Source organism: Streptosporangium carneum, assembly GCF_027922005.1.
Lineage (GTDB): Bacteria > Actinomycetota > Actinomycetes > Streptosporangiales > Streptosporangiaceae > Streptosporangium > Streptosporangium carneum.
The window spans coordinates 86,532-111,509 of record NZ_BSEV01000016.1; the positions used below are offsets into that span (position 1 = coordinate 86,532).

General features: G+C 72.0%; 19 protein-coding genes. 15 read left to right on the forward strand and 4 right to left on the reverse strand.

Annotated features, from left to right (window positions below; all coding sequences use genetic code 11):
• Positions 1-79: 79 nt before the first annotated feature.
• Positions 80-1,042 (reverse strand): quinone oxidoreductase family protein, encoded by a 963-nt coding sequence (locus tag PKF00_RS28445; protein WP_271220726.1) that lies wholly within the window; start codon positions 1,040-1,042, stop codon positions 80-82.
• 124 nt (positions 1,043-1,166) lie between these two features.
• Positions 1,167-3,053, reverse strand: a complete 1,887-nt coding sequence (locus tag PKF00_RS28450; protein ID WP_271220727.1) for a serine/threonine-protein kinase — start codon at positions 3,051-3,053, stop codon at positions 1,167-1,169.
• A gap of 401 nt (positions 3,054-3,454) precedes the next feature.
• Here PKF00_RS28450 and PKF00_RS28455 point away from each other — a divergent pair, with 401 nt between their 5' ends.
• Positions 3,455-3,952 carry a GntR family transcriptional regulator gene (locus PKF00_RS28455; protein ID WP_271220728.1) on the forward strand — a complete coding sequence of 166 codons (498 nt, stop codon included), beginning with the start codon at positions 3,455-3,457 and terminating at the stop codon, positions 3,950-3,952.
• Between the two features lie 70 nt (positions 3,953-4,022).
• Positions 4,023-4,289, forward strand: a complete 267-nt coding sequence (locus PKF00_RS28460) for a DUF6504 family protein (protein WP_271220729.1) — start codon at positions 4,023-4,025, stop codon at positions 4,287-4,289.
• On the opposite strand, the gene PKF00_RS28465 is transcribed toward PKF00_RS28460, so the two are convergent.
• Both PKF00_RS28465 and PKF00_RS28470 read right to left on the reverse strand, forming a co-directional pair.
• On the reverse strand, positions 4,229-4,987 hold the full coding sequence (locus PKF00_RS28465) for a DUF4328 domain-containing protein (protein ID WP_271220730.1): 759 nt from the start codon (positions 4,985-4,987) through the stop codon (positions 4,229-4,231). The genes PKF00_RS28460 and PKF00_RS28465 overlap by 61 nt on opposite strands.
• A 127-nt stretch (positions 4,988-5,114) precedes the next feature.
• Positions 5,115-5,765: a response regulator gene (locus tag PKF00_RS28470; protein WP_271220731.1), complete on the reverse strand. Its 651-nt coding sequence runs from the start codon at positions 5,763-5,765 to the stop codon at positions 5,115-5,117.
• A 114-nt stretch (positions 5,766-5,879) separates the two neighbouring features.
• On the opposite strand from PKF00_RS28470, the gene PKF00_RS28475 reads away from it, so the two are divergent.
• The 13 genes from PKF00_RS28475 to PKF00_RS28535 all read left to right on the forward strand — a co-directional run bounded on the left by PKF00_RS28475 (position 5,880) and on the right by PKF00_RS28535 (position 24,629).
• Positions 5,880-6,629, forward strand: coding sequence for an ABC transporter ATP-binding protein (locus tag PKF00_RS28475; RefSeq protein WP_271220732.1), 750 nt, complete (start codon positions 5,880-5,882; stop codon positions 6,627-6,629).
• Entirely contained in the window at positions 6,626-8,626 is a 2,001-nt protein-coding gene (locus PKF00_RS28480) for an FtsX-like permease family protein (RefSeq protein ID WP_271220733.1), read from the forward strand. The genes PKF00_RS28475 and PKF00_RS28480 overlap by 4 nt, the downstream gene beginning before the upstream one ends.
• 266 nt (positions 8,627-8,892) lie before the next feature.
• Positions 8,893-9,771 carry an ABC transporter substrate-binding protein gene (locus PKF00_RS28485; RefSeq protein WP_271220734.1) on the forward strand — a complete coding sequence of 293 codons (879 nt, stop codon included), beginning with the start codon at positions 8,893-8,895 and terminating at the stop codon, positions 9,769-9,771.
• A 181-nt stretch (positions 9,772-9,952) separates the two neighbouring features.
• The gene (locus PKF00_RS28490; protein ID WP_271220735.1) at positions 9,953-11,479 is read left to right on the forward strand and encodes a sulfatase family protein; all 1,527 of its coding nucleotides are present in this window, start codon (positions 9,953-9,955) and stop codon (positions 11,477-11,479) included.
• Between the two features lie 195 nt (positions 11,480-11,674).
• Positions 11,675-12,490 carry a (Fe-S)-binding protein gene (locus PKF00_RS28495; protein ID WP_271220736.1) on the forward strand — a complete coding sequence of 272 codons (816 nt, stop codon included), beginning with the start codon at positions 11,675-11,677 and terminating at the stop codon, positions 12,488-12,490.
• Positions 12,487-13,899, forward strand: coding sequence for a lactate utilization protein B (locus tag PKF00_RS28500; protein WP_271220737.1), 1,413 nt, complete (start codon positions 12,487-12,489; stop codon positions 13,897-13,899). The genes PKF00_RS28495 and PKF00_RS28500 overlap by 4 nt, the downstream gene beginning before the upstream one ends.
• Positions 13,896-14,519, forward strand: coding sequence for a LutC/YkgG family protein (locus PKF00_RS28505; protein ID WP_271220738.1), 624 nt, complete (start codon positions 13,896-13,898; stop codon positions 14,517-14,519). Before PKF00_RS28500 ends, PKF00_RS28505 begins: the two co-directional genes overlap by 4 nt.
• 165 nt (positions 14,520-14,684) lie before the next feature.
• Positions 14,685-15,227, forward strand: a complete 543-nt coding sequence (locus PKF00_RS28510) for a GNAT family N-acetyltransferase (protein ID WP_271220739.1) — start codon at positions 14,685-14,687, stop codon at positions 15,225-15,227.
• A gap of 171 nt (positions 15,228-15,398) precedes the next feature.
• Positions 15,399-16,226 carry a sirohydrochlorin chelatase gene (locus PKF00_RS28515; RefSeq protein WP_271220740.1) on the forward strand — a complete coding sequence of 276 codons (828 nt, stop codon included), beginning with the start codon at positions 15,399-15,401 and terminating at the stop codon, positions 16,224-16,226.
• A gap of 125 nt (positions 16,227-16,351) precedes the next feature.
• Positions 16,352-17,449, forward strand: a complete 1,098-nt coding sequence (gene cobT / locus PKF00_RS28520) for a nicotinate-nucleotide--dimethylbenzimidazole phosphoribosyltransferase (RefSeq protein WP_271220741.1) — start codon at positions 16,352-16,354, stop codon at positions 17,447-17,449.
• Positions 17,450-17,599: 150 nt separating this feature from the next.
• Entirely contained in the window at positions 17,600-18,832 is a 1,233-nt protein-coding gene (cobA, locus tag PKF00_RS28525) for a uroporphyrinogen-III C-methyltransferase (RefSeq protein ID WP_271220742.1), read from the forward strand.
• A 2,099-nt stretch (positions 18,833-20,931) separates the two neighbouring features.
• The gene (locus tag PKF00_RS28530) at positions 20,932-22,992 is read left to right on the forward strand and encodes a GTPase (protein WP_271220743.1); all 2,061 of its coding nucleotides are present in this window, start codon (positions 20,932-20,934) and stop codon (positions 22,990-22,992) included.
• Positions 22,989-24,629: a GTP-binding protein gene (locus tag PKF00_RS28535; RefSeq protein WP_271220744.1), complete on the forward strand. Its 1,641-nt coding sequence runs from the start codon at positions 22,989-22,991 to the stop codon at positions 24,627-24,629. The genes PKF00_RS28530 and PKF00_RS28535 overlap by 4 nt, the downstream gene beginning before the upstream one ends.
• The last annotated feature ends 349 nt before the right edge of the window (positions 24,630-24,978 follow it).

Consider the following 24,978-nt stretch of genomic DNA (forward strand, 5'->3'; position numbering starts at 1 on the left):
AGGCTTCCGGGTCCCGTCGTCCTGACGCGGCGACGGGCCGGCCGCCCGAGGGGGAGGCGGCCGGGGAGGAGGGGTGAGGTCAGGGCAGGAGGAGGAGCTTGCCCGTGGTGCGCCGGGCTTCCAGGTCCTCGTGGGCCCGGGCGGCCTCGGCCAGGGGGTAGCGGTTGGAGATGTGGACCCTGAGCTCTCCCGAGGCCACCCAGCCGAAGATGTCGGAGGCCCGCCAGGCCAGTTCGTCGCGGGTGGCGACGTAGGGACCGAGGGAGGGGCGGGTCAGGAAGAGGGATCCGCCGGCGGCGAGGGTCTGCGGGTCGACGGGCGGGACGGGGCCGCTGGCCTGGCCGTACAGGGCCATCATGCCGCGAGGCCGCAGTGAGGCGAGGCTCGCGGCGAAGGTGGCGGCGCCCACGCCGTCGTAGACGACGTGCACTCCGGAACCGGTCAGGTCGCGCACCGCGTCGGCGAAGCCGTCGTAGCGGAGGACCTCGTCCGCGCCGGCCTGGCGGGCCAGCGTCTCCTTCTCCTCGGTGGAGACGGTGCCGATCACCCGGGCGCCGCGCAGCTTCGCGATCTGGGTGAGCAGCAGGCCGACGCCTCCGGCCGCGGCGTGCACCAGCACGTCGTCACCCGGCTTCACCTCGTAGGTCGAGTGGGCCAGGTAGTGGGCGGTCAGGCCCTGAAGGGTCACCGCCGCCGCGACCTCGGCCGTGATCCCCTCGGGTACGGCCAGCAGCTGGGAGGCGGGCACCACCGCCCGCGAGGCGTAGCTGCCCATCACGCTGGACCAGGCCACGGTGTCGCCGACGGAGACTCCTGTGACGTCCTCGCCGACCGCCGCGACGGTTCCCGCGCCCTCGTTGCCGGGGACGAAGGGCAGGGAGAGCGGGTAGCGGCCGATCCGGTGGTAGACGTCGATGAAGTTCACGCCGCTGGCGGTGACGTCGACCAGCACCTCGCCGGGGTTCGGCTCCGGATCCGGACGGTCGGTCTTGTAGGCGAGGACCTCGGGGCCGCCGGTGGCGGAGACGACTATGGCGCGCATCGTGCTGAACTCCTTCGCTCGGTTGGGTGCTTTGATCGTCCCCAACCCCGGACCGGCCACTCGCTGTTCCCCTACCCCGGGCCGGCCGCTCGCCTTCGTCGCTCCGGACCGGGCTCCGGGCAGGTCACTCGCCGTTCTCGCCGGGGGCGTTCGTCGAGGGGGCGCTCTCGCGCGGGGTGCCGTGCATGGTGAAGTTGTCGAAGGACGCCTTGAGCGTGGCCTTGCTCTTCTCGCCGACCCGCGCGAGCACCCCGACCTGCCCGCTGGGCAGCGGGTTCGCGTCGAGGACGGACCCGATCTGCTCGCCGTCGACCCACATGGTCAGACGCACGCCGTCCACGCCGCCCGCGCACTCGGCCTGCAGGCGCACCGGCCGGTCCTTGGGCAGTTCGACCTCGACGGGCTTGATCAGCTCGCCGCCGCCGCTCTTGACGGCCTTGCGGATGCGGGCCGTGCCCAGGGTGTCGATCAGGAACTCGTAGCGCGTCGCCTGGTAGTCGTCCTCGCCGCGGCAGAACAGCCCGTACTGGCCGGTTCCGTTGCTGCCGTCGCGGACCCCGGCGTCGACGCCGAGGAGGAAGCGGTCGGGGATGACCGGGGTCGGGCTGGCCGAGGGGTCGGGGCTGGCGGGCGGGGCGGTCAGGAAGCCGATCGGGGCCTTCTCCCGGCCCACCGGGGAGACGCCGTCCACGTCGACGGCGTAGTAGCCCTCGGGGGAGTAGCCGTACTTGTCGTCGACTCCGTCGTAGACGCCGCCGTTCCAGCCGTTCCCGGTCTGGGTGAAGTCCTCCTGGTAGAGCAGGGGCAGGCTCTCCGGCGGGCCGCCCCCGGAGAGGGCGAGGTAGAGGCCGCCTCCGCCGACCACCGCGACCAGGGCCGCGACCGCCGCCCCCACGACCGTCTTCCTGCCGCCGCCGAACCGTCGCGCGACTCCTGCCGGGGGCGGGCCCTGGTGGCCCGTGTGGGTGTCGTCCTCGGAGGACCCGGTCCACATGGCCGCCGTCCCCGCGACGGTGGGAGTCGCGGCGGGGATCCCGGGCGCGGAGAACCCCGTGGGCGAAGCCGGGGGAGGCCCGGAGGAGGGCCGGAAGGAGGGGGCGGAAGAGGCCGTGAACGTCACGGGCCCCGCCTCGGGCGGACCCTGCTGCCAGGCCTCCCGCACCGAGTACGCGGCCTGTTCGGGCGCCGCCGGGCGGCCGACCAGGTGGTCGAGGATCTGCTGGGAGGTCGGCCTGCCTGCGGGGTCCTTGGCGATGGCGTAGGTCACCAGCTCGCGCAGCGGCCCTTCCATGCCCTCCAGGGTCGGCTCGGTGTTGAGCACCTGGTACAGCACCGACGGCAGGCTCTCTCCGCCGAACGGCGGCTTGCCGCTCGCGGCGAAGGCGACCAGGCAGCCCCAGGAGAAGACGTCGCACGCGGGGGAGACCGGCTCGCCGCGCAGCGCCTCCGGCGCCATGTAACGGGGCGTGCCGAGGATCTCGCCGGTCCCGGTGATCCCGCCGAGCGTGTCCAGCGCGCGGGCGATGCCGAAGTCGATAACCCTGGGGCCGACGGAGGAGAGCAGCACGTTGGACGGTTTGAGGTCGCGGTGCACGACCCCCGCGCCGTGGATCGCGGCCAGCGCGGTCGCCACGCCGACCGCCAGCGCGTCGAGGCTGGAGCCGCGGAGCGGCCCCCCCGACTGCACGGCGTCCTCGAGGTTCGGCCCGGCGACGTACTCGGTGACGACGTAGAGCTGGTCACCGTCGAGCGCGGCCTCGATCACGGCGGCGGTGCAGAACCGGCGGACCCGCTGGGCGGCGTCGGCCTCGCGGCGGAAGCGCATCCGGAACTGGTCGTGCCTGCTGTACTCCGGGTTGATCACCTTGATGGCCACCCGCTGCCCATCAGGCGACTCGCCGAGGTAGACCGTGCCCATCCCACCTCTGCCGAGCTGGCCGAGCACGCGATATCGCCCTATGTAAAACGAATCGCCCGCATTGAGGTTGCTCACCGTCATACCTAACCGCATACGCCGCCGCCTGAAGGGCTCAGCCTATCGAGATCCTTCCTGACGCCGGCCGCCGCGGCAGCGCCACGTCGATCTTTTCCAGGCCGTTCGAGGAACGCGGCCGGGCCCGCGACGCGGACGCGAGGTGCGATCGCGGTCTCTCCCGGAGAGGATGTCGCGCGATATGCACTGAAATCCAACGAACGTATACCGACAAGCCGGCCCGGTGGGTCGGGGGCGGGTTTCCGTCCGATGAACGCTCGAAGTACGTCAGGGGAATGCGTGAGCTGCGGCTTCATGAGTCATTCCCCCTTGTCTAGCGTGTGAGGCGCTGGACCGTCCGGGTGCGCGCGGCGCGGGTGTTCGCCGCCGGGACATGCGGTGACAGATGCGGTGACAGGGAGCGGGTTCGGGGGGCGGGCGTGAGAGACGAGTCGCGGGCCGGCGGTCAGGTGCTGGAACGGCGCCGCAGGGCCGCCGACGCCACGGAGGCGGAACGGCTGGCGCTGTGCCCCGGCGACCCGGTGCTGTCGGTGCTGAGGCTGCGCTCCCTGGACGGCGAGCCGGTGGTGCTGGAACGCGCCGTCTACGCCGGGTGGATCGCCCCGGCCGTCGAACGGATCGCCCGCGACTGCGAGTCGATCACCCAGGCCCTCCACGAGAACGTCGGGCTGGTCCTCGCCTACGGCGAGCACCTCATCGACGCGGTCGCCGCCGGGGTCGAGGACTCACGCCTGCTGGTCGTGCGGCGGGGCGGCCCGCTGCTGCGTCGGCGCCGGATCGTCACCACCCACGAGGGCCGCCCCGTCGAGTGGTCGGACGACCGCTACCGGGCGGGCAGCGTGACGTTCAGCGTCCGTGACTCCGTGGACGCCGACCCGCTCGTGCGACAGGTGGGTGACTTGCGCTCGACGTCGTGAGAACGTATGTTCGACGAACGAGACCCGCCTTCCCCCGGGTGCCCATCTGAAAGCCGCGGGGAGAGGTGTCGTGAGCAGACTCTACGGCGATCCGATCGAGGTCTGGACCCGTGACGGCCAGCCGGTCCAGTTCGTCTGGCATGACCGGTTGCACGCCGTTCGCCAGGTGCTCGACCAGTGGGTGGTCGCGCGAGAGTGGTGGAAGACCTCGGAGCGCGATCCCGGCGAACGCCGGTTCTGGCGGGTCGAGGCCGACCCCGGCGGCAGGCTCGGCACCTACGAGCTCCGCTTCGACACCGCGGGCGAGGACTGGCTGCTGATGCGCGCCTGGGACTGACGGCTCGTCGTGCGCGGAAGGGACCCGCGAGGGGTGTCACCGTCCGAGAGACGGATCTGCGGCGTCGAGGGGAAGCTCTTCGGGGCCGCGGCTCCCGCCCCCTGCCGGTCACCGGCCCGCCGGTCGCGGCCGTCGGCGGCCTGGATTCCGGTGATCTGCCGGACGGTCGCCGCGCACAGCAGCGCGGAGAGCGCGACCGCGACCAGGTCGACCGGGCCGAGTCCGGTGAGGTCGGAGTCGCCGGGGGCGGCGCCCAGCGGCAGCCGTGCCACGACCAGGGTGACGGCCGCGAGCCAGCTCAGCCACCAGGCGACGAGCAGCGCGATCCAGCGGCCGTGCCGGTCGGAGGGTGGGCGCGAGGCCCACCAGAGGCGATACACCAGCACCGGGGGGACGACCAGGTTGACCCCGGGCAGCAGCCAGGCGGCCAGCACCGGCGACGCGGACGGCTCTGGGACGGCCGCGCTCTGCCGGGCCTGGACGAGCCAGGTCAGATAGGCCGCGGCGCTCGCGACGACGGTCACGACGACGAGCATGATCAGGATGGCGAAGAGGGTCACCGCGCCGACGACGGCCTGCGCGCCGGGGGCGTGGGGGTCGCCTCCGAGGGCCGAGATCTCACGGGCGAGCCGCTTGCCGCGGGCGTGCTCGAAAACCACCAGGGCGGCGATCGCGACCACCTGGGCGCTGAGGGTCACGTGGACGGCTGTGGCTGATCTTCTCGGTGGAGACGAGACGAAGCGCATGTGTATCTCCCCCCGGCATGCGCTGAAGGACCTGCCCTTCTTCTATCCCGTCAGCCGCTCGGCTAATCAGCCGAGCGTGTCAGCTGACCACGCCGGACTCCCAGGCCCAGGCCGCGATCTCCACCCTGTTCCGCGCGCCGAGTTTCGCCTGGATGCTCCCCAGATGAGTCTTGACCGTCGAGAGCGAGACGAACAGCTCCGCGGCGACCTCCTGGTTGGTGCGTCCCCTGGCGACCAGGCGGACGACGTCCAGCTCGCGCTCGGTGAGCGGCTCGCTCGGTGCCCGGGTGCCGTTCGGCCGGGGATGCGCCAGGTGTTCGAGCAGCCGTACGGTCACCGAGGGCGAGACCAGCGCGTCCCCGGCGGCGGCGGCCCTGATCGCCTCGATCAGCAGCGTCGGCCCGCTGTCCTTGAGCAGGAAGCCCGTGGCCCCGGCCCGCAGCGCGCCGTAGACGTACTCGTCCAGGTCGAAGGTGGTGACGATGACCACGCGCATCGGCTCGGACACCCCGGGACCCGCCAGGAGCCTGGTGGCCTCGAGGCCGTCCAGCTTGGGCATCCGGATGTCGAGCAGGCACACGTCGGGACGGAGCCTGCGCGCGTGCTCCACCGCCTCCGCGCCGTTCGCGGCGGTCGCCACGACCTCCATGTCCGCCTGGGCGTCCAGAATCATCTGGAAGCCGGTCCGTACGAGCTCCTGGTCGTCAGCGATGAGCACCCGAATCGTCACCCGACCGATTCTGCCAGCCCGCCTGCGATGTCGGACTTTCGGCCGATGCCGTCCTTCCCGAATCAGGCGGTCGGCCGATCCGCCGGGACGCCCCGGCGGGAGAGGGTCTTCGCCATGAGTGTTGTTCTTGAAGGATTCGGTCTGGTCAAGCGGTTCGGCCCGACCGTGGCGCTGGGCGGGGTCGGGCTCGCCCTCCGCGCAGGCGAGGCGCTGGCGATCATGGGTCCGAGCGGGTCCGGCAAGTCGACCCTGCTGCACTGCCTCGCCGGGATCATGAAGCCGGACGCGGGCGAGGTCCGCCTGCTCGGTGAGCGCATCGACGCCATGGGGGAGCGCGAGCGCAGCAGGCTGCGCCGTACCCGCTTCGGGTTCGTGTTCCAGTTCGGCCAGCTCCTGCCCGAGCTCCCCGCGGAGGAGAACGTCGCGCTGCCGCTCATGCTCGGTGACGTCTCCCGGGGCGACGCCGTACGGCGGGCACGCGAGTGGTTCGGCCCCCTCGGCCTCGGCGGGATGGAGGGCCGCAGACCCGGTGAGCTGTCCGGAGGGCAGGCCCAGCGGGTGGCGATCGCCCGCGCGCTGGTCACCAGGCCCGCGGTGATCTTCGCCGACGAGCCGACCGGAGCCCTCGACCAGGCCACGGGGCACGACACGATGGGCCTCCTGGTCGACGCGACCAAGCGCAACGGAGCCTCCCTGGTGGTCGTCACCCACGATCCCCAGGTGGCCCGCTGGTGCGACCGCGTCGTCGAGGTCCGCGACGGCCAGATCCTGCCCGGCTCGCAGGGCGCGGAGCCTTCCCCGGTCCCGGCAGGCCGGCCCCTTTCCGGGGAGACGACCGGGGTCCTTCCCGAGGTGGCGGGATGAGCGGGCTGCTTGGCCTGGCCTGGAGGCTGCTGCGCGGCGGGGGCCGCAGGGGCCTGCTCGGCTCGGGGCTGACCGTGGCCGCGGTGGCGGTCTCCACCGGGCTGCTGCTGTTCACCGTGACCGCGAACCTCGCCTTCCAGGGCAGGGCGGATCGCGGGGCGTGGCGCAACCCGGTCGCGGCCACCGGCGGCGCGGTGGCGATCGAGGCCGTGCATCTGGACTACGTGAACGAGCGGCCGATCACCGTCGTCGACGTGGCCGCGCTGGAGCCTGGGGCGCCCGCGCCGCCCGGTCTCGACCGCTTTCCCGCGCCCGGCGAGGTCTGGCTCTCCCCGGCGCTGGCCGAACTCGCCGCCGGGCTTCCCGCCGACCGGCTCGCCGACCGCTTCCCCGGCAAGGGGGGCGGCAGCATCGGTGGCAGCATCGGTGACAAGGGGCTCGTCCACCCCGAGGAACTGGTCGTCGTCCGAGGTCAGGATCCCGGCTCCCCGGTGATGGCCGCGAGGTCGGCCGTCGGCGTGGACGACATCGCCCCCACGAGGATCGCGGACTTCACCGGGCGCAGGACGGACGACGCGATCGGCTACCAGATCCTGGCGCTGATCGCGAGCGTTCTCATGGTCGTGCCGCTGCTGGTGTTCGGCGGGGCGGCGGCGAGGCTCACCGTGGCCCGCAGGGACCAGCGTCTGGCGGCGCTGCGGCTGGTCGGGGCGACTCCGGGACAGGTGGTCGCGATGACCGTCGCCGAGGCGGTGATCACGGCGTTCGGCGGGGCGGTGCTCGGCGCGGCCCTGTACTTCCTGGCGACTCCGCTGCTCACCGGGATCGAGATCCAGGGGGGTCCCTGGTTCGTCTCCGACATGTGGCCGGGGGGGCTCGCCGTGCTCGCCGTGCTGGCCGCCGTGCCGCTGCTCGTCGGCCTGTCCGCGGTCGTCGGCCTGCGCCGCGTCGTGGTCAGCCCGCTCGGCGTCGCCAAGCGTGAGACGCCGCCCGCGATGCGTTTCGTCCGGGTCGTCGCGCTGCTGGCGATCCTGGCGGTGGTCCCCACCCTCGGAGCCGGAGTCGGCGTCGGCGTGGTCGCCACCGTCCTGGGTCTGGCCTTCCTCGCGGTCAACCTGGCCGGCCCGTGGGTGGTCGGCATGCTCGGCAGGATCGTCGCGGGCACGGCGAGGAAACCGGCCGGGCTGCTGGCCGGACGCCGCATGATCGACGACCCCAGGGCCGCGTGGCGGACCGTGAGCGGCGTCGCCATGACCGGGTTCGTGGCCGGATTCATCGGCCTGCTCACTCCCGGCGGCGGCCTGTTCGACCACGGCGACAGCTCGGCCCTGCGTCTTTCCGTCCCTCCCGCCGAAGTGGCCGAGGTCACGGCGCAGGCGCGCGAACGCCTCTCCGCCGCGGGGGTGCGGGCCGAGGTCACCGTCCGCGGCCGTGCCGAGGGAGCCGGTCCCTCGCCCCGCGGGCGCGACGCCGCGCCGACGGTGCTCGTCGTCTCCCCCCGCGGGCACGACGTCGCGTCGGTCGACAGGGCGCGCACCGCGCTCGACGGCCTGGTGCCCGGACGCAGCGCGACCACGGCCGCGGACGACGACCGCTCCGGATTCCGGGTCCTGGGCGACATCGGCACGGGAACGGTCGTCGTGCTCGCCGTGTCGTTCCTGGTGGCGATCGCCAGCGCCGGGATCACCGCGGCCTCCTCGATCCTGGACCGCAGGCAGACCTACGCCCTGCTCCGCCTGGCGGGCACCCCGCTGAAGGTGCTCGACGCGGCCCGCCGCGCCGAGACGCTCATCCCGCTGACCGTCATGGGCGGCGGCGCGATCGCGATCGGCATGTTCTGCGCACTCCCGTTCGCGCTGTCCGCGATGAACGTCTCCGGCGCGATCACCTTGCTCGTGTGCGTGGTGCTCGGTTTCGCCGGGGTGATCGGGGCGGGAGCCGCGAGCACGCCGCTGCTGCGCTCCGTCACGGCCAACCCCGCGCCCCGCCCGGACTAGTGATTCCTATTTAACCAGTAGGAAAAGTTGTAAATATGGCCGAGGGTCGTTACGGTAGGGCGCACGGGGACCCCGGTTGGTGAAGGTGTCGCGGGGCCGGGCCCACGCGGCGGGCGCAGACCTTCCAGCCGGGCGTTCTCCGTAGACGGGGGCGGCGTCTCACGGCCACGGACGTCGCTCGCGAGGACGGAGTCAGCGGTCAGGAGGCCCCCTCGTCCGCTGGCTCCGCCCTGGGGCTCGCCGCCAAAAGACCTAGGAGCGATTCGATGGCGATTCGTGTCGGGGTGCACGTCGACAATCCCTCGCTGTTCTTCCTGTCCCACCTCGAGCATCTGCTCGACGACGTCGAGATCCACCGCTACACCGACGCGGCCCGCACCGGCGAACTCGTCGCCGACGGGGTCGTCGACTTCGGCGGCACCGGCTCGACGCCCCCGCTGACCGCCCAGGCCGCGCGGCTGCCGATCGCCTACGTGGCCGCGTCCGCGCCGCGTCACGGCCACGGCGCGCTGCTGGTGGCGAAGAACGGTCCGATCATGACCGTCGCCGACCTGCGGGACCAGCCCGTCTCGCTGCGCGTCGGCTCGTGGCAGACCCACTTCCTGGCCAAGGCGCTCGCGGACGCCGGGCTCTCCTACCAGGACATCGAGCCGCGGCCCGCCGCGTCGGAGGCCTGGCTCTGGCTGCGTGACGGGGTGGTCTCCGGCTGGGTCGCCCAGGGGGCCGAACTGGTCGAGGCCGAACGTTCCGGGCACTTCACCAGACTCTCCGGGACGGCGGGGGTCGTCTCCGACCGCTCCGTCTTCTTCACGCGCAGGAGCCTCGCCGAGTCCGCGCCCGAGGAACTGGCCGTGCTCGTGCGGGCGCTGCGCGAGGCCGACCGGTGGGCGCTGGAACACCCGGTCGAGGCCGCTCAGCTGGTCGTCGAGGCCGTGGGCGGTTCCGTCGCCTCCTGGGCCACGGCGCTCAGACGCCTTCCCTGGCGTCTCGAGCCGGTCACCGACGCCTTCGCCGCCGAGCAGCAGGACGCGGCCGACGTGCTCTACGACGCCGGGTTCCTGGCCGCCCGCGTCGACGCGAGGGAGGCGGTCGTGCCGTCGCTCAACCGGATCGTGGCCGCCGAACTCGAGGCGGTCGCGGTCTGACCTCGGCTTGGCGGCCAGAGCGCCGCTGAACTGCGAAAATGCTGACATGTCCATTCATATGCTCAGTCGTACGCCCGGTCGGCGGGACGCCCTCGGACAACGGCCGATCGATAGAACGTGTTCTGAATCAGCGGGCCGGGGGTGAGGTGTCGTGATTCGGCCTTCTGGGAAACGTGAGTTTGTGCTTAACGCTGTCCGCAAGCTCATGTGCCTGGTTCTGCTGTCCACCCTCGGCGCTCCGGGACTCGCTCCCGCGGTGGCTCGGGCGGCCGAACGGCCCAACATCGTGCTCGTCCTCGTCGACGACCTGGAGGCAGGAGATCTGCAGAAGTTTCCGAACATCTGGAACGAGCTCGCCCGCGGCGGCACCGCCTTCGACCGGTTCTTCACGACGAACTCCTGGTGCTGTCCGTCCCGCTCGTCGATCCTGCGCTCCCAGTACGTGCACAGCCACGGCGTGCTGACCAACACGGCCCCGGAGGGCGGGTTCACCAAGTTCTACGACTCGGCCCTGGAACGTTCCACGATCGGCACCTGGATGAAGTCGGCCGGATACCGCACCGGACTGATGGGCAAGTACCTCAACCACTATCCCGGCGGGGCCGCCGAGCCCACCTACGTGCCGCAGGGGTGGGACGAGTGGGACGTGCCCGTCCGCAAGCTCTACAAGGAGTACGACTACACGCTCAACGAGAACGGCGTGCTGAGGGAGTACGGCTCGGCCGACGCCGACTACCTGGCCGACGTCCTCTCCCAGAAGGCGAACGCGTTCGTCTCCCAGGCGGGCGGCGACCCGTTCTTCCTGTACCTCGCCCCGATCGCCCCGCACAACCCGTCCAACAGCGCCGCCCGCCACCGCGACGCCTTCGCCGGGGTCACCGCTCCGCGGACCCCGTCCTTCGACCAGGAGGACGTCAGCGCCGAGCCTCGCTGGCTGAGCTCGCGCGAGAGGTTCAGCCAGAAGACGCTCGACGGCATCGACGAGCGTTACCGCCGCAGGCTCAGGGCCATGCTCGGCGTGGACGACATGGTCGGTTCCTTGATCGAGAGTTTGCGTGTCACCGGGAAGCTGGACAACACCTACCTGTTCTTCGCCTCCGATAACGGGTTCCACCTGGGCCAGCACCGGCTCGCCCAGGGCAAGACGACCCCCTTCGACGAGTCGATCAAGGTGCCGCTCCTGGTCAGGGGGCCGGGAGTCCAGGCCGGTCGCGTCATCGGCGACATGGCCGCGAACGTGGACCTCGCCCCGACGTTCGCCCAGCTCGCGGGGGCACGGCTGCCGGACTTCGTCGAGGGCCGCTCGCTGCTTCCCCTCCTGCAGGGCCAGACCCCGCCCGCCTGGCGGCAGAACGTCCTGCTGGAGTTCTACCGGCCGACCAATCCGAGCTCGGCCCGCCAGACGCCGGTTCCCTCCTACCAGGGCATGCGGACGGCCGGGAACACCTTCGTCCGCTACTCCACGGGGGAGTACCAGCTCTACGATCTCGGCAGGGATCCCCACGAGCTCTACAACCTCGCCGCCAGGGTTCCGCCGACCGTGATCGCCGAGTTCAACCGGCAGCTCGACGCCCTGGTGGCCTGTTCCGGGCCGACCTGCCGCTCGGCCGACTCCGTGCCCCCGCCCTCACTCGTCCCGCCCTCGTCCTCCTTCGCCCCGTCCCCCTCCGTCCTGCCGTCCCTCCCCGTCACCCCGCGCCGTTCGTGAGAGCCCGGCACAGCCGCGCCACGGGCAGGCCCCGGCCCTCCTCGGGGTCTCCCGGGTGTCGCGGAGGGCGGGGGCGTGCCCGATGCTCCTCGTGCGCCGTCACGCCCGCCGTCCGGTCGTCACGCCCGCCGTCCGGGTGGAGGAGGCGGCCTGACCATACTGTGATCAGAGCACAGAGCGGACGGAAGGAGTGCCGTGCGCGTAGCCCTGTTCATCACCTGTGTGAACGACACGCTGTTCCCCGGCACCGGGCGGGCGGTCGTGACGCTGCTGCGCCGCCTCGGATGCGACGTCGAGTTCCCCCGGGCGCAGACCTGCTGCGGCCAGATGCACCTCAACACGGGATACCCCCGTGAGGGCAGACGCCTCGCGCGGCACTTCCTCGACGTCTTCGCGGGGTACGACGCGGTCGTCGCACCGTCGGGATCGTGCGCGGCGACGGTCCGCGAGCAGTACCCCAGACTCGCCCGCGCCGCAGCCCCCTCATCCGCCCCTGTCCGGGCCTCCGCGGCCGCTCCCGTACGGCCTCCCGCCCCTGGGGCGATCGCCGACGACGGCTCCGCCGCCTTCGCGGACGCGGTCGCGGAACTCGTGCCGAAGGTCCGCGACCTCTCCGAGTTCCTGGTCGACGTCCTCGGCGTCACCGACGTCGGGGCCTACTTCCCCCACCGGGTGACCTACCACCCGACCTGCCACTCCCTGCGCGGCCTGCGCGTGGGAGACCGCCCGATCCGGCTGCTGGAGCGGGTCAGGGGGCTTGAGCTGGTCCCGCTCCCGGCCGCCGAGGAGTGCTGCGGCTTCGGCGGCACCTTCGCGGTGAAGAACCCCGCGATCTCCGCGGCGATGTGCGCCGACAAGGCGCGCAACGTCACGGCGACCGGGGCCGAGGTGCTCTGCGCCGCCGACAACTCCTGTCTGACGCACATCGGCGGCACTCTCAGCCGCCAGCGCACCGGGGTCAGGACCATGCACCTCGCCGAGATCCTCGCCGCCACGGAGGGGGCCCGATGAGCGGCCGCGCCACGTTCCTCGGCATGCCCGCCTTCCCGGTGAACGCGGCGGCCGCCGTACAGGACTCCCAGCTCAGGTTCAACCTGCGCAAGGCCACGCACACGATCCGCGGCAGGCGGGCCTCGGTGGTCGCCGAGGTGCCCGACTGGGCGGAGCTCAGGGCCGCCGGCAGGCAGATCAAGGACCACACGCTGCGCAACCTGGAGCGTTACCTCCTCCGGTTGGAGGAGGCCGTCACCCGGGCGGGCGGTCACGTTCACTGGGCGGCCGACGCGCGGGAGGCCAACCGGATCGTGGCCGGGCTGGTCAGGGCGACCGGTGAGACCAGCGTGGTGAAGGTCAAGTCGATGGCGACCCAGGAGATCGGGCTCAACGAGGCTCTCGCCGCCGAGGGGATCACCGCCTACGAGACCGACCTGGCCGAGTTGATCGTGCAGCTCGGCGACGACTGGCCCTCGCACATCCTGGTCCCCGCCATCCACCGCAACCGTTCGGAGATCCGTGAGATTTTCCTGGAGAAGATGGCCGAATGGGGGCGTGCCGCGCCCGAGGGGCTGACCGACGAGCCGCGCGCCCTCGCCGAGGCCGCCCGGCTCCACCTGCGGGAGCGGTTCCTGTCCACCAAGGTCGCGATCTCCGGCGCCAACTTCATGATCGCCGAAACCGGCACACTGGTGGTGCTCGAGTCGGAGGGCAACGGCCGGATGTGCCTGACCCTGCCGGAGACGCTGATCAGCGTGGTCGGCATCGAGAAGCTGCTGCCGAGCTGGCGGGACCTGGAGGTCTTCCTGCAGCTGTTGCCCAGGAGCTCGACCGGCGAGCGGATGAACCCCTACACCTCGACCTGGACCGGCGCCGTCGAGGGCCAGGAGTTCCACCTGGTCCTGCTCGACAACGGCCGCACCGGGGTTCTCGCGGACGAGGTCGGCAGGCAGGCGCTGCGCTGCATCCGCTGCTCGGCCTGCCTGAACGTCTGCCCGGTCTACGAGCGCGCGGGAGGGCACGCCTACGGCTCCGTCTACCCCGGTCCCATCGGCGCGATCCTCACCCCCCAGCTCCGTGGCACGACCTCGGACCTGGACGCCTCCCTGCCCTACGCCTCGACGCTCTGCGGCGCCTGCTTCGACGTCTGCCCGGTCGCGATCGACATCCCGGAGGTCCTGGTCCACCTGCGCGGCAGGGTCCGCCATCCGCGTGCCGAGCGCCTGGGCATGCGCGCGGCGGGCTGGGTGTTCGACCGTCAGGAACGGCTGACGCGCGCCGAGCGCGTGGCGGGCCGCCTGCGCCGCTTCGTCCCCAGGCGGCTGCCGGGGCCGCTGTCCGCCTGGACCGAGACCCGCGACCTCCCCGACATTCCTCCGGAGTCCTTCCGCGACTGGTGGGACCGCACGGACGGAGGCACCCGGTGAACGGCCGGGCCGACGGCAGGGAGCTGATCCTGTCGAGGATCCGCGCCGCCGTCGCCTCGGCGCCCGACGTCGAGATCACCCGCGCCTACCGCACGTCCGGCGTTCCGCCGGAACCGGTGGACCTGGTCGAACTGTTCGCCGAGCGGGTGGCCGACTACCGCGCGGTCGTGCACGTGGTGGAGGAGGAGGGCGTGCCCGCGGCGATCGCGGCGGCCCTGGCCCTGCGGGGTGTCGGCAGGCCGGTCGTCCCCGACGGCCTGCCTCCGGGGTGGGCGCCGCGGGAGACGGTCACCGACGATCCGCCGCTGGGCCCGGCGGAGCTCGACGCCGCCGGCGGGGTGGTCACCGGCTGTGCCGTGGCGATCGCGGAGACCGGCACGATCGTGCTGGACGCGGGCCCAGGACAGGGCCGGCGGGCGCTGACCCTGGTGCCCGACTACCACCTGTGCGTGGTGCGGGCCGGGCAGATCGTGGCGGGGGTGCCGCAGGCCGTCGCCCTGCTCGACCCCGCCCGGCCGCTCACCTGGATCAGCGGCCCCTCCGCCACCAGCGACATCGAGCTGAACCGCGTCGAAGGCGTGCACGGCCCACGGACCCTGGAGGTCGTGATCGTCCGCTGAACCTCCGGCCGGATCCACCGGCGACGGCCGGAACCGGACGCGCTCAGCCGGCCTCCGCCGGAAGTTCGCGCTCTTCGCCCGTTTCCGGGCGGCGGCACCCGGGTTGCGGGCGCGCGCCCCCATGGGATGAGCTTGGCGGCACCCATTTCGCGGCAGGGAGAGCGCGTGCAAGCCTTCGCACCTGATTCGTCCGTCACGACACAGCGGCTCCTGCTCCGTCCCTTCGCCCCCTCGGACGCGGGCCGTGTCCGCTCCGTGATCGAGGCCCGCGCCTCCTTCCTCCCGCCGGGCGCGCCGGATCGATCCTCCGGCGTCTCCAGGTGGCTCGCCCAGGGAGTGCACGAGTTGCGCCGTTCGGGACAGGGGACGCATCTGGCGATGGAGGCCGACGGGCTCGTCGTGGGAGCGATCAGCCTGTTCAGGACCCTCTGGGACGCGGGGACGACGGAGATCGGCTACGGCGTGCACCCGCTGCACCGGGGACGGGGCTACGCCCCCGAGGCCGTACGGGGCCTGACGCGCTGGGCGTTCGACAGCACGGCCCTGCACCGGATCGAGCTCCGCGCGAACCTGGACAACGTCGCCTCCCTCAGGGTCGCGGAGAAGGCCGGATTCGTCAGAGAGGGCGTGTTGCGCCTGGCCGCGATGGAGAAGGACGGGCCGCGTGACGTGGTGGTCTTCGGACTGCTCAGGAGCGATCTGAGCTGACCCGGACAGGTCCGCGGGGGAGCGGAGGGTCGACCGGTGGGCCTGATGCGCCCTGTGCCATATCCGATGTGATTTATGGTTTCGTTACCTGTCCATGTCGAGCCGTTATCGGATATCCTCGCCAGTCGCTGCTGCGTATCCCCAGGTCAAGGTCATTGGAGTCCTGTTTCTATGAAGCCGCCGCTGCTGCTCATCGGGCAGGGCTCACACGAGGACAACGAATCCGTTGAGTTCGGTAGGTTCATCCACCGGCTCCGCTGCCGTCTGGACCAGACCGCGGCCGACGTGTCCGGTGGATACGTCACCAGGGCCAGGCCGCGCCTGCGCGACTCGGTCGCCTCGCTGGTCGCGCGCGGGCACCACCGCATGGTCGCGTTGCCGCTGAGCCTCACCGGCGACATGCGCGTCGGCGCGGACATCCCCGCGGCGATGGCCAGGGAGCAGGAGCGCCACCCCATGCTCACCTGCGACTACGGCCGCCCTCTCGGCTCTGACCCCCGCATCCTCGCGCTGCTCGCCGAGCGCCTGGCGGACGCCGCGGCCGAGGTCGCCAGCCTCCGCCTGGTTCCCGCCGCCGCGGGACCGCTGGACGACGAGCCGGAGCGCATCGAGATCGGTGAGACCGCCGTGGTCCTGGTCGGCGACGGCTCGACCAGTCCCGCGACGAACGCCGACGTGCACCGCGTCTCCCGGCTGTTCTGGGAGACCCACGCCCACGAGTACATGACCGTGGAGACCGCCTTCACCTCCCTCACCCCGCCCGGCGTCCCCGGCGGCATCGAGCGCTGCCGCAGGCTCGGAGCCAAGCGCGTGATCGTCGTGCCCTACCTGCTGTTCGCCGGAGGCGTCCTCGACAGGATCTGGGCACAGGCGATGGCCTACGCCGCGGGCCACCCCGACCTGGACGTCCGCTGCGCCGACGTCATCGGCGACTGCGAGGGGCTGGCCGACGTGGTCGTCGAACGCTACGAGGAGGCGCTCAGCGGCATCGCCTGGTGACCGCTTCCCGGAGCGGCGCAGGTGGAAGCCTCGCGGCGACGTTCCGGGCCCCCTGGGACGCCTCGGAGTCTCGATCCTTGGGCGGAATGACCCTTCTCAACCCTTTTCACGGGACACTGGGTGGCATGACCATCCTTGAGCAGACCGTCGCCGCGATCCGGCCCGCCGACCCGGCGGCCCTCGCCGAGGCGAGGGCCCACCAAGACAGGCTGACCAAGCCCAGGGGCGCGCTGGGGGTGCTGGAGGAGGTGGCCGTACGGCTGGCGGGAGCCGCGGCCGTCAACCCCCCGCCGCTTCCGGCCCCGGCGGCTCTGGCGATCTTCGCGGCGGACCACGGCGTCCATGCCCAAGGGGTGACCCCGTGGCCGCAGGAGGTCACCGTCCAGATGGTCGGCAACTTCCTCGCGGGCGGCGCCGTGGCCAACGCCTTCGCGGCCCAGACGGGCGCCTCGGTGACGGTCGTCGACGTCGGCGTCGCCGCCGACCTCGCCCCCGCGCCCGGCCTGACGATCAGCAAGGTCGCCCACGGCACGGCCGACCTGTCCCTCGGGCCTGCGATGACCGTCGCGCAGGCGGTCGCGGCCCTGGAGGCCGGGATCGCGGTGGCCCGCGACCTCGTCGACCGGGGCGCCCGCTGCCTGATCACCGGAGACATGGGAATCGCCAACACCACCGCCTCGGCCGCCCTGATCTGCGCCTTCACCGGGCACGACGCGGAGGCCGTGACCGGCAGGGGTACCGGCGTCGACGACGAGACGCTGGCCCGCAAGATCGAGGTGGTCCGGCGGGCCCTGCGGGTCAACCGCCTTGACGCCGGAGCGGGCGGGGCGGACGCCTCCGGACTTCCCTCCCCCGACGCGCTGAAGACGCTGGCGGCGGTCGGCGGCCTGGAGCACGCCGCGCTCGCGGGGTTCGTCCTCGGCGGCGCGGCCCTGGGGGTGCCGGTCATCCTCGACGGGGTCATCGCGGGTTCGGCCGCGCTCGCCGCGGCCGCGCTGGCCCCCGACGTGGTCGACCACTGCGTCGCCGGTCACCGTTCGGCCGAGCCCGGTCACGCGGTCGCGCTCGACCACCTCGGCCTGCGTCCCCTGGTGGAGCTGGAGCTCCGGCTCGGCGAGGGCACCGGCGGCCTGCTCGCCCATCCGCTGGTCTGCGCGGCGGTCAGGGTCATGCACGAGGTGGCCACCTTCGACTCGGCCGGGGTCACCGACAAGGAAGCCTGACCTGCGAAACATTCCGGTTACATCGGCGAACCCCCGGGCACTGTCCCCTCGCGCCGTTACCGGGGGAGCAGCCAACGATGGGGTATTAGCCGGTAGGTTTACCTCCTAACACACCCTGCACAATTCATCGCGAACGGGAGATCTGTCACCATGTCGCCCTACCTGCTCGGTTTGCGCCTTTCCGGGCGGCGGGTGCTCGTCGTTGGTGGGGGACGCGTCGCCCAGCGACGTGTCCCGGCGCTGCTGGAGGCAGGGGCCCTGGTCACCATCGTCTCGACGAGCGTCACGCACGCCCTCGACGATCTCATCGCGACCGGTCGTGTGACCTGGGAGGCCAGGCCCTACCAGGTCGGCGACGTCGACGGCGCCTGGCTGGTCCAGGCCTGCACGGACGACCGCGCGGTGAACACCGCGATCGCCGCCGAGGCCGAGGCCAAGCGGATCTGGTGCGTGCGCGCGGACGACAAGGAGGCGTCGGCCGCCTGGACGCCCGCCAGCGGGCGGGTGGACGAGATCAACGTGGCGGTCACCGCCGGGGGCGACCCCCGCAGGGCCGCGGGCATCAGGGACGCCGTCGTGGAGGCGCTCCGCGACGGCACGGTCGACGCCAGGCGCAACCGCACCAAGCCGGTCGGCGTCGCGCTGGTCGGCGGCGGTCCCGGCGACCCCGGCCTGATCACGGTCCGTGGACGGCAGCTCCTCGCCCAGGCCGACGTCGTCGTCGCCGACCGTCTCGCCCCGCAGGCGCTGCTCGACGAGCTCTCCCCGGACGTCGAGCTGATCGACGCCGCGAAGATCCCCTACGGCCGCTACCTGGCCCAGGAAAGGATCAACGAGCTGCTGGTCGAGCACGCGAAGCAGGGCAAGTTCGTGGTCCGCCTCAAGGGAGGCGACCCGTTCGTCTTCGGCCGAGGCGGTGAGGAGATGCTCGCCTGTGCCCGTGAGGGCATCCCCGTCATCATCGTCCCCGGCATCACCAGCCCGGTCGCGGTGCCCGCCGCCGCCAACGTGCCGGTGACGCATCGCGGAGTGAGCCAGGAGTTCCATGTGATCTCCGTGCACGTTCCGCCGGGGGACGCCCGGTCCACCGTCGACTGGCCGAACCTGGCGAGATCCGCCGGAACCCTGGTGCTCATGATGGCTGTCGAGCGAATCGGGGCGATCGCCGAAACGCTCACACAAGAGGGACGTTCGCCAGAAACTCCCGTAATGGTGGTACAGGACGGTACTCTTCCCACCCAGCGAGTTCTTCACGCCACGTTGTCCACCGTGGCGGAACGCGTGACCACGGCTGGAATCCGGCCACCTGCGATCGTGATCGTTGGCGATGTCGTGAAGGTCGGCCAGGAGGTCGAGATGGTTCGAGCGGAGCGGGTACCGTGAAGTCGGCTGCCAACAAGCCCCCTCACCCGGGCGAGCGCGACCACCGCCGCACCGGAGCTTCCCAGGACCCGCCGGACGACCTGCCGTCGGACGAGGAATCCCTCGGCGAGCAGACGGTCACGTTCCAGGCCATCCGCCCTGACGACGCGGAACCCGTTCACGCCTCAGGTCCGCGCCCGCCCGCCGTGGGAGACGGGGCCGCTGACGCCGCCGCCCTCGCGAGCAGGCGGCCGGCGGCTTCCCGTGGAGACGCGGGTGTGGCGTCGTCCGTCGGTGGGGACGGTGTCGCGCAGGGGGCGGCTCCTGCGGAGGCTTCTCGGCAGGGGTCTTCTGGTGGGGGGCAGGGGGGTTCTGCGGGCGCGGGTTCTGCGGTGCCGGTTAATGATGCTTTTGAGGCTTTTCGTCGGGCGGCTGAGGCGGCTATCTCGTCGGTGAACGAGGTGGCCGCCGCGGCTCAGGCCAAGAGCGGTGGGGCTGCCGCGGCCACGGATGAGAGCGTCTCTCCCGTCGGCAAGGGCACCTCTCCTACCGGTCCTACCGGTAAGGGCGCCGCTCAGCCGGGCAAGGACGCCGCTTCCATGGGCAAGGGCGCCGCGCAGGCGGGCAAGGGTGCTTCTCCTGGGGGTAAGGGCGTCGCTCAGGCGGGCGGAGGCGTTCCTCCTGCGGGTAAGGCCGTCACGCAGGCGGGCAAGAACGTCTCTCCTTCGGGCAAGGGCGCAGCTCAGGCGGGCAAGGCCGTTCCTCCTGTGGACAAGGGCGTCGCGCAGGCGGGTAAGGGCGCGACGGCCTCTCCGGCGGCCTCTCCCACCGGCAGGGACGCCTCCCCGGCAGGCAGGAGCGGCGTCGGCCCTTCCTCGAGAGGTGCTTCTCCCAGGCAGGGGAGCGGCACCGGTTCCTCCGCAGGTTCGCCCACGGGCGGGGACGTCTCTCCGGCGGTGGGAAACGCCGCCTCTCCTCGAGGAGACGGCGAGACCTCGCCCGCACGTGAAGGCGCTCCCGCCTCGAAGGAGGCCGACGCTCGTGGAGACGCGGGTGCGGCGTCGTCCGTCGGTGGGGACGGTGTCGCGCAGGGGGCGGCTCCTGCGGGGGCTTCTCGGCAGGGGTCTTCTGGTGGGGGGCAGGGGGGTGCTGCGGGCGCGGGTTCTGCGGTGCCGGTTAATGATGCTTTTGAGGCTTTTCGTCGGGCGGCTGAGGCGGCTATCTCGTCGGTGAACGAGGTTGCCGCCGCGGCTCAGGCCAAGAGCGGTGGGGCTGCCGCGTCCACGGGTGAGAGCGTCTCTCCCACGGGCAAGGACGCCGCCCCCACGGGCAAGGGCGCCGCGCAGGCGGGCAAGGATGCCTCTCCTGGGGGTAAGAGTGCCGCTCAGGCGGGCGGAGGCGTTCCTCCTGCGGGTAAGGGCGTCACGCAGGCGGGCAAGAACGTCTCTCCTTCGGACAAGAGCACAGCGCAGGCGGGCAAGAGCGCTCCTCCTGTGGACAAGGGCGTCGCGCAGGCGGGTAGGGGCACGACGGCCCCTCCCGTCGCCGGGGGCGTTTCCCCGGCAGGGAGGGATGTCGCCGATCCCCCCGTAGGAAAGGACACCTCTCCCGGGAAGGGGAGCGCGGCGGGTTCTTCCGCGGCCAAGGAGGCTTCCCCTGCGGGGAAGGCTGTCACTCCTCCCGCGGGGAAGAGCGCCCCCGTTTCCCGCCGCGACGGCGCGGCCGTACCCGCCGGTGACGGGGGCCTCCAGGCTGCAGCCCCCGAGGCGAACGCCTTCGAGGCTTTCCGCAGGCGTCCCAGGGGTGTGCTGGCACAGTCAGGGAAGATCCGGCCGGAGGCCGGCGCGAAGACGCCCGCCTCCGCCGCTTCGTCGCCGGAGCATGCCCCCGCGTCCCTCCAGGGCGGTGGCGTCCCTCCCCTTCGAGCGAGCACCAGGAAGGACGATCCCCAGGCCGAATCCGCCAAGGCGAACGCGGCGGACGCGGATGTCGTGACCTCGGCCGAGACGGTCGGCGAGGCTCCCGGAGACGGCAGCGGCACCGGGGCGGTCGAAAGCGCGCAGAGGAGCGCCGACAGCGACGCCGCTGGCGGTGTTTCGGCCTCCGCCCTCGGAACGGACGTGGTTTCCGACAAGACCGGCGTTTCCGACACGACCGGGGTTTCCGACAAGACCGGGGCTTCCGAGGCGAGCGCGAGTTCCGGCACGACCGGGGCTTCCGAGGCGAGCGCGAGTTCCGACACGGCCCCGGCCAGCGGCGTCGGCGCGGCTTCCGAGGCCGTCTCAGGCGGGGAAGAGCCCCCCGGCTCCGGCCCGGACTCGGACGAGATCGTCATTCTCGACGACGGCGAGAGCGTTCAGGATGAGGCGGACCAGGGCGAGACCGGTGAAGGCGAGGCGGACCAGGGCGAGACCGGTGAGGGCGACGCCGACCGGGAAGACGTCGAGGACGAGGTCGGTGGCGAGGCCGGGGAGACGAGCGGCGACCGGGTGCGGGAACTGCCGCTGCCCGACGCCGTCTCCGAGGCCCTGACCAACGCGCTCGCCGCCCTGAGGGACAGCGTCACCGGCCTTCACTTCGGTCTCGACCTGCCGGGCGCGGAGGAGGCCAGGCGGGCGCAGAGCGAGATCCTCGCCCAGCTCGACGACTACGTGATCCCGAGAATTCACATGAGCACCGCTCCGGCGCTCGTCGTCGTCGCGGGCTCCACAGGGGCGGGCAAGTCCACGCTCCTCAACACCCTTGCCAACGCCAAGGTCAGCGCCACGGGCGTGCGGCGTCCCACCACGGGCACCCCGGTCCTCGCCTGTCATCCGGAGGACTACGAGTGGTTCGCCGAGGGTGACCTGCTCGGCAGCCTGAGGCGGTGGGAGGCCCCCGCTCCGAAGGCGGAGCCGGGCAGTCTCGTCCTCGTCTCCACCGAACGCCTTCCCACGGGCGTGGCGCTGCTCGACACCCCCGACATCGACTCGGTCGTCGAGGAACACCACGAGATCGCCCACCGCATGCTCGACGCCGCCGACCTCTGGATCTTCGTGACCACCGCGGCCCGCTACGCCGACGCCCCCGCCTGGCGGCTGCTCCGCCTGGCCAAGGAGCGTGGAGCCAAGCTGGCCATCGTGTTGTCGAGGGTGCCCACCAAGTCCCGCGACGTGATCACCAAGCACTTCGTCAGGATGCTCACCGAGTACGGCCTCGGCGAGGTCGACCGGTTCGTCATCAATGAGAGCAAGGTCACCGACGGCATGCTTCCCGACCACGAGGTCACCGAGCTCCGGCTCTGGCTGACCGAGCTGTCGGTGGACGACCAGCGCCGGGCGCAGGCCGTACAGGCGACCCTGTCCGGGGCTCTGGACAGCTTCCGCACCCGGATCCCGGCGCTGGCCAGGCAACTGGAGGTCCAGGTGACCTTCAGGAGCGAGCTCAGGGGCGACGTGGACACCGCCTACGCCAACGCGCTGACCGAGATCGAGGAGGCGACCAGGAACGGTTCGCTGCTGCACGGCGAGGTGCTCGCCCGGTGGCAGGACTTCGCCGGGTCGGGAGATCTCATGCGGACCCTGCATCTGCGCAGGCCGGGAAGGTTCGCGGGCAAGGCGAGCCAGCAGGCGCCCGAGCGGCTCAGCGCGCTGAAGTCCGCGCTCAGGGCGGGACTGGAGTCCGTCATCGTCTCCGCCGCGCAGCGCGCCGCGGAGGAGACCGTCTCCCGCTGGTTGCACCGTTCCGGCGCGGGAGAGGCCCTGATCGAGACCGCGGGTCTCGGCCGCGTCTCCGACGAGCTCTCTCGCAGGACCAGCCGCGCCGTCGGCGGCTGGCAGGACCACATCATCGAGTTGATCCGCACGGAGGGCGTGACCAAACGCGCGGTGGCGAGGCTCGTCTCCTTCGACGTCGAGTCGCTGGCGCTGATATTCGTGATCGGCCTGCTCGGCTACGGCTCGGCCGAGGCGGAGGGCACAGGGGGCGGGCTGCCGCAACGGCTGGTGCACGCGCTTCTGGGCGCCGAGTCGCTGCGTACCATCGGCGCCAAGGCCCGCAGCGACCTGCGCGCACGGATCGCCACACTGTTCGACGATGAGACGTCACGTTACGTCCAGGCACTTGACGGCGCGGGCATCCCTGACGAATCTGTCGCCACCCGCCTTTACCAGGCAACGTACAACCTTGAGGTCGCCCGATGAGTGTTGGCACCACCCAGACTCGCCAAGGTCTCGGCAGTCGGCTCGCCGCGCTGTCACGGATCGTGGAACTGGGACCGGGCAGGGTCGACCCCAAGCTCCTCACCGAGTCGGGGCAACTGCTGTTGCGCGCCGGTGACAGGCTCAAGCTCTCCGCGGACCACACGGTGGTCGCGCTCGCCGGAGGCACGGGAAGCGGCAAGTCCACGCTCTTCAACTCGATCTCGGGCCTCGAGCTCTCGCCGACCGGGGTCCGCCGCCCCACCACGGCCCGCGCCCACGCCTGCGTCTGGGGTCTGGACGGCGCGGGCCCGCTGCTCGACTGGCTGCAGATCCAGTGGCGGCACCGCTTCGCCAGGGCCAGCGCCCTGGACAAGGGCGAGAGCCGGTTGCACGGGCTGATCCTGCTCGACCTCCCCGACCACGACTCCATCCGCGCGCTCACCGACACCGAGGCCGACCGGCTGATCCAGGTCGCCGACCTCGTCGTGTGGGTGCTCGACCCGCAGAAGTACGCCGACGCCTCCACCCACAGGCGCTACGTGACCGAGCTGGCCGGGCACGAGGCGGTGACGATCTTCGTGCTCAACCAGGCGGACCGGCTGAGCCCTGAGGAGCTGGCCGAATGCGTCGCGGACCTGAACGACCTGCTGCGCCGGGAGGGCGTCGAGGACCCCGTCATCGTCACCACCTCCGCGACCACCGGAGAGGGAGTCGACGAGCTCAAGACGGTCCTGGCCGACACCGTGGCCAGGCGCAGGGCGGCGGTTCAGCGCCTGGAGGCCGACCTCGACCGGCTCACGCTCCGCCTGGCGAAGGCCATGCCCGACAGCGGGGCGCCGGTTCCCCTCTCCTCCATCGACGACGCCCGCAGGATCGGCCTCACCGACGCGCTCTGCGACGCGGTCGGAGTGCCCGCCGTCGGCGAGGCCATGGAGAACGTGTACGGCGTGCGGTCCGTCGAGTGGGTCGGCTGGCCCTACAGCCGGTGGGCCGCCAAGCTGAGGCCGGACCCGCTGAACAGCCTGCGTCTCGGCGACCTCAGGGACGAGATCAAGGGCCTGACGGGAGGCTCCGTCAGTGCGCAGGCCGCCGAGGTGGACACCGCGGTGCGAGCCCTGTCGGACGGATTGACCGTCGGCATGCACGAAGCCTGGCAGAACGGCATCAGGGACGCCGCGCGCTCACGTTCGGCCGAGCTTCCCCAACTGCTCTCCGACGAGCTGTCCGAGGTCGCCCCCCGTCTCGACCGGGTTCCCGGCTGGTGGCGGCTGCTCCTCGTCTGGCAGTACCTGCTGGTCCTGCTCTTCCTCGCGGGGGTCGCCTGGCTGGGCACGGCTCTCGCCTACGGCGTGTTCGGCGCGGGAAGCCTGCCCGCGGGCCTGGCGGTGTTCGGTGAGGCGGCGTCGTTGCCGTGGGTGGGACTCATGGTCCTCTCGGTTCTGGGGCTCGGCCTGCTCACCGCCGTGGCCAGCCGTAACTTCGTCATGCTCGGCGCGGGCAACGAGCGCGACAGGCTTGAGAGGGAGATGCGCCGCAGGGTCGGAACCGTGGCCTCCGCCATGGTCATCGAGCCGGTCGAGCGGGAGCTGGCCAGATACAACGAGTTCTACTCCGCGCTGCGGGGCGTGCGGGGCTGAGACGCGCCGCTTTCCCGTCGACCCGGTGCGTGCCGTACCGGGCCGTGCCTTCCTGAGCGGATCGCGGGGCGGAGCCGAACGGGCAGGCCTGTTCCCGTCCAACTGACACGTGCCTCAGCGTTCCCGTCCAGTCGGCGTGCCTCAGTTCCCGCCCAACCGGCACATGCCCCAGTGTTCCCGTCCAGTCGGGCACGTGCCCCAGCGTGGTTCGGGACGTCACGGTGGCCCGGAGGCGGCCTCGCCTCCCTCGAACAGGCCCGTGCCTCTCCGGGGGGCTCTGGACCCTTCGCGGTGACAGGACCTGTGCTTTCACAGATGTGGCTCGGGTGTTTCGAGGCGGGCCCCGGGG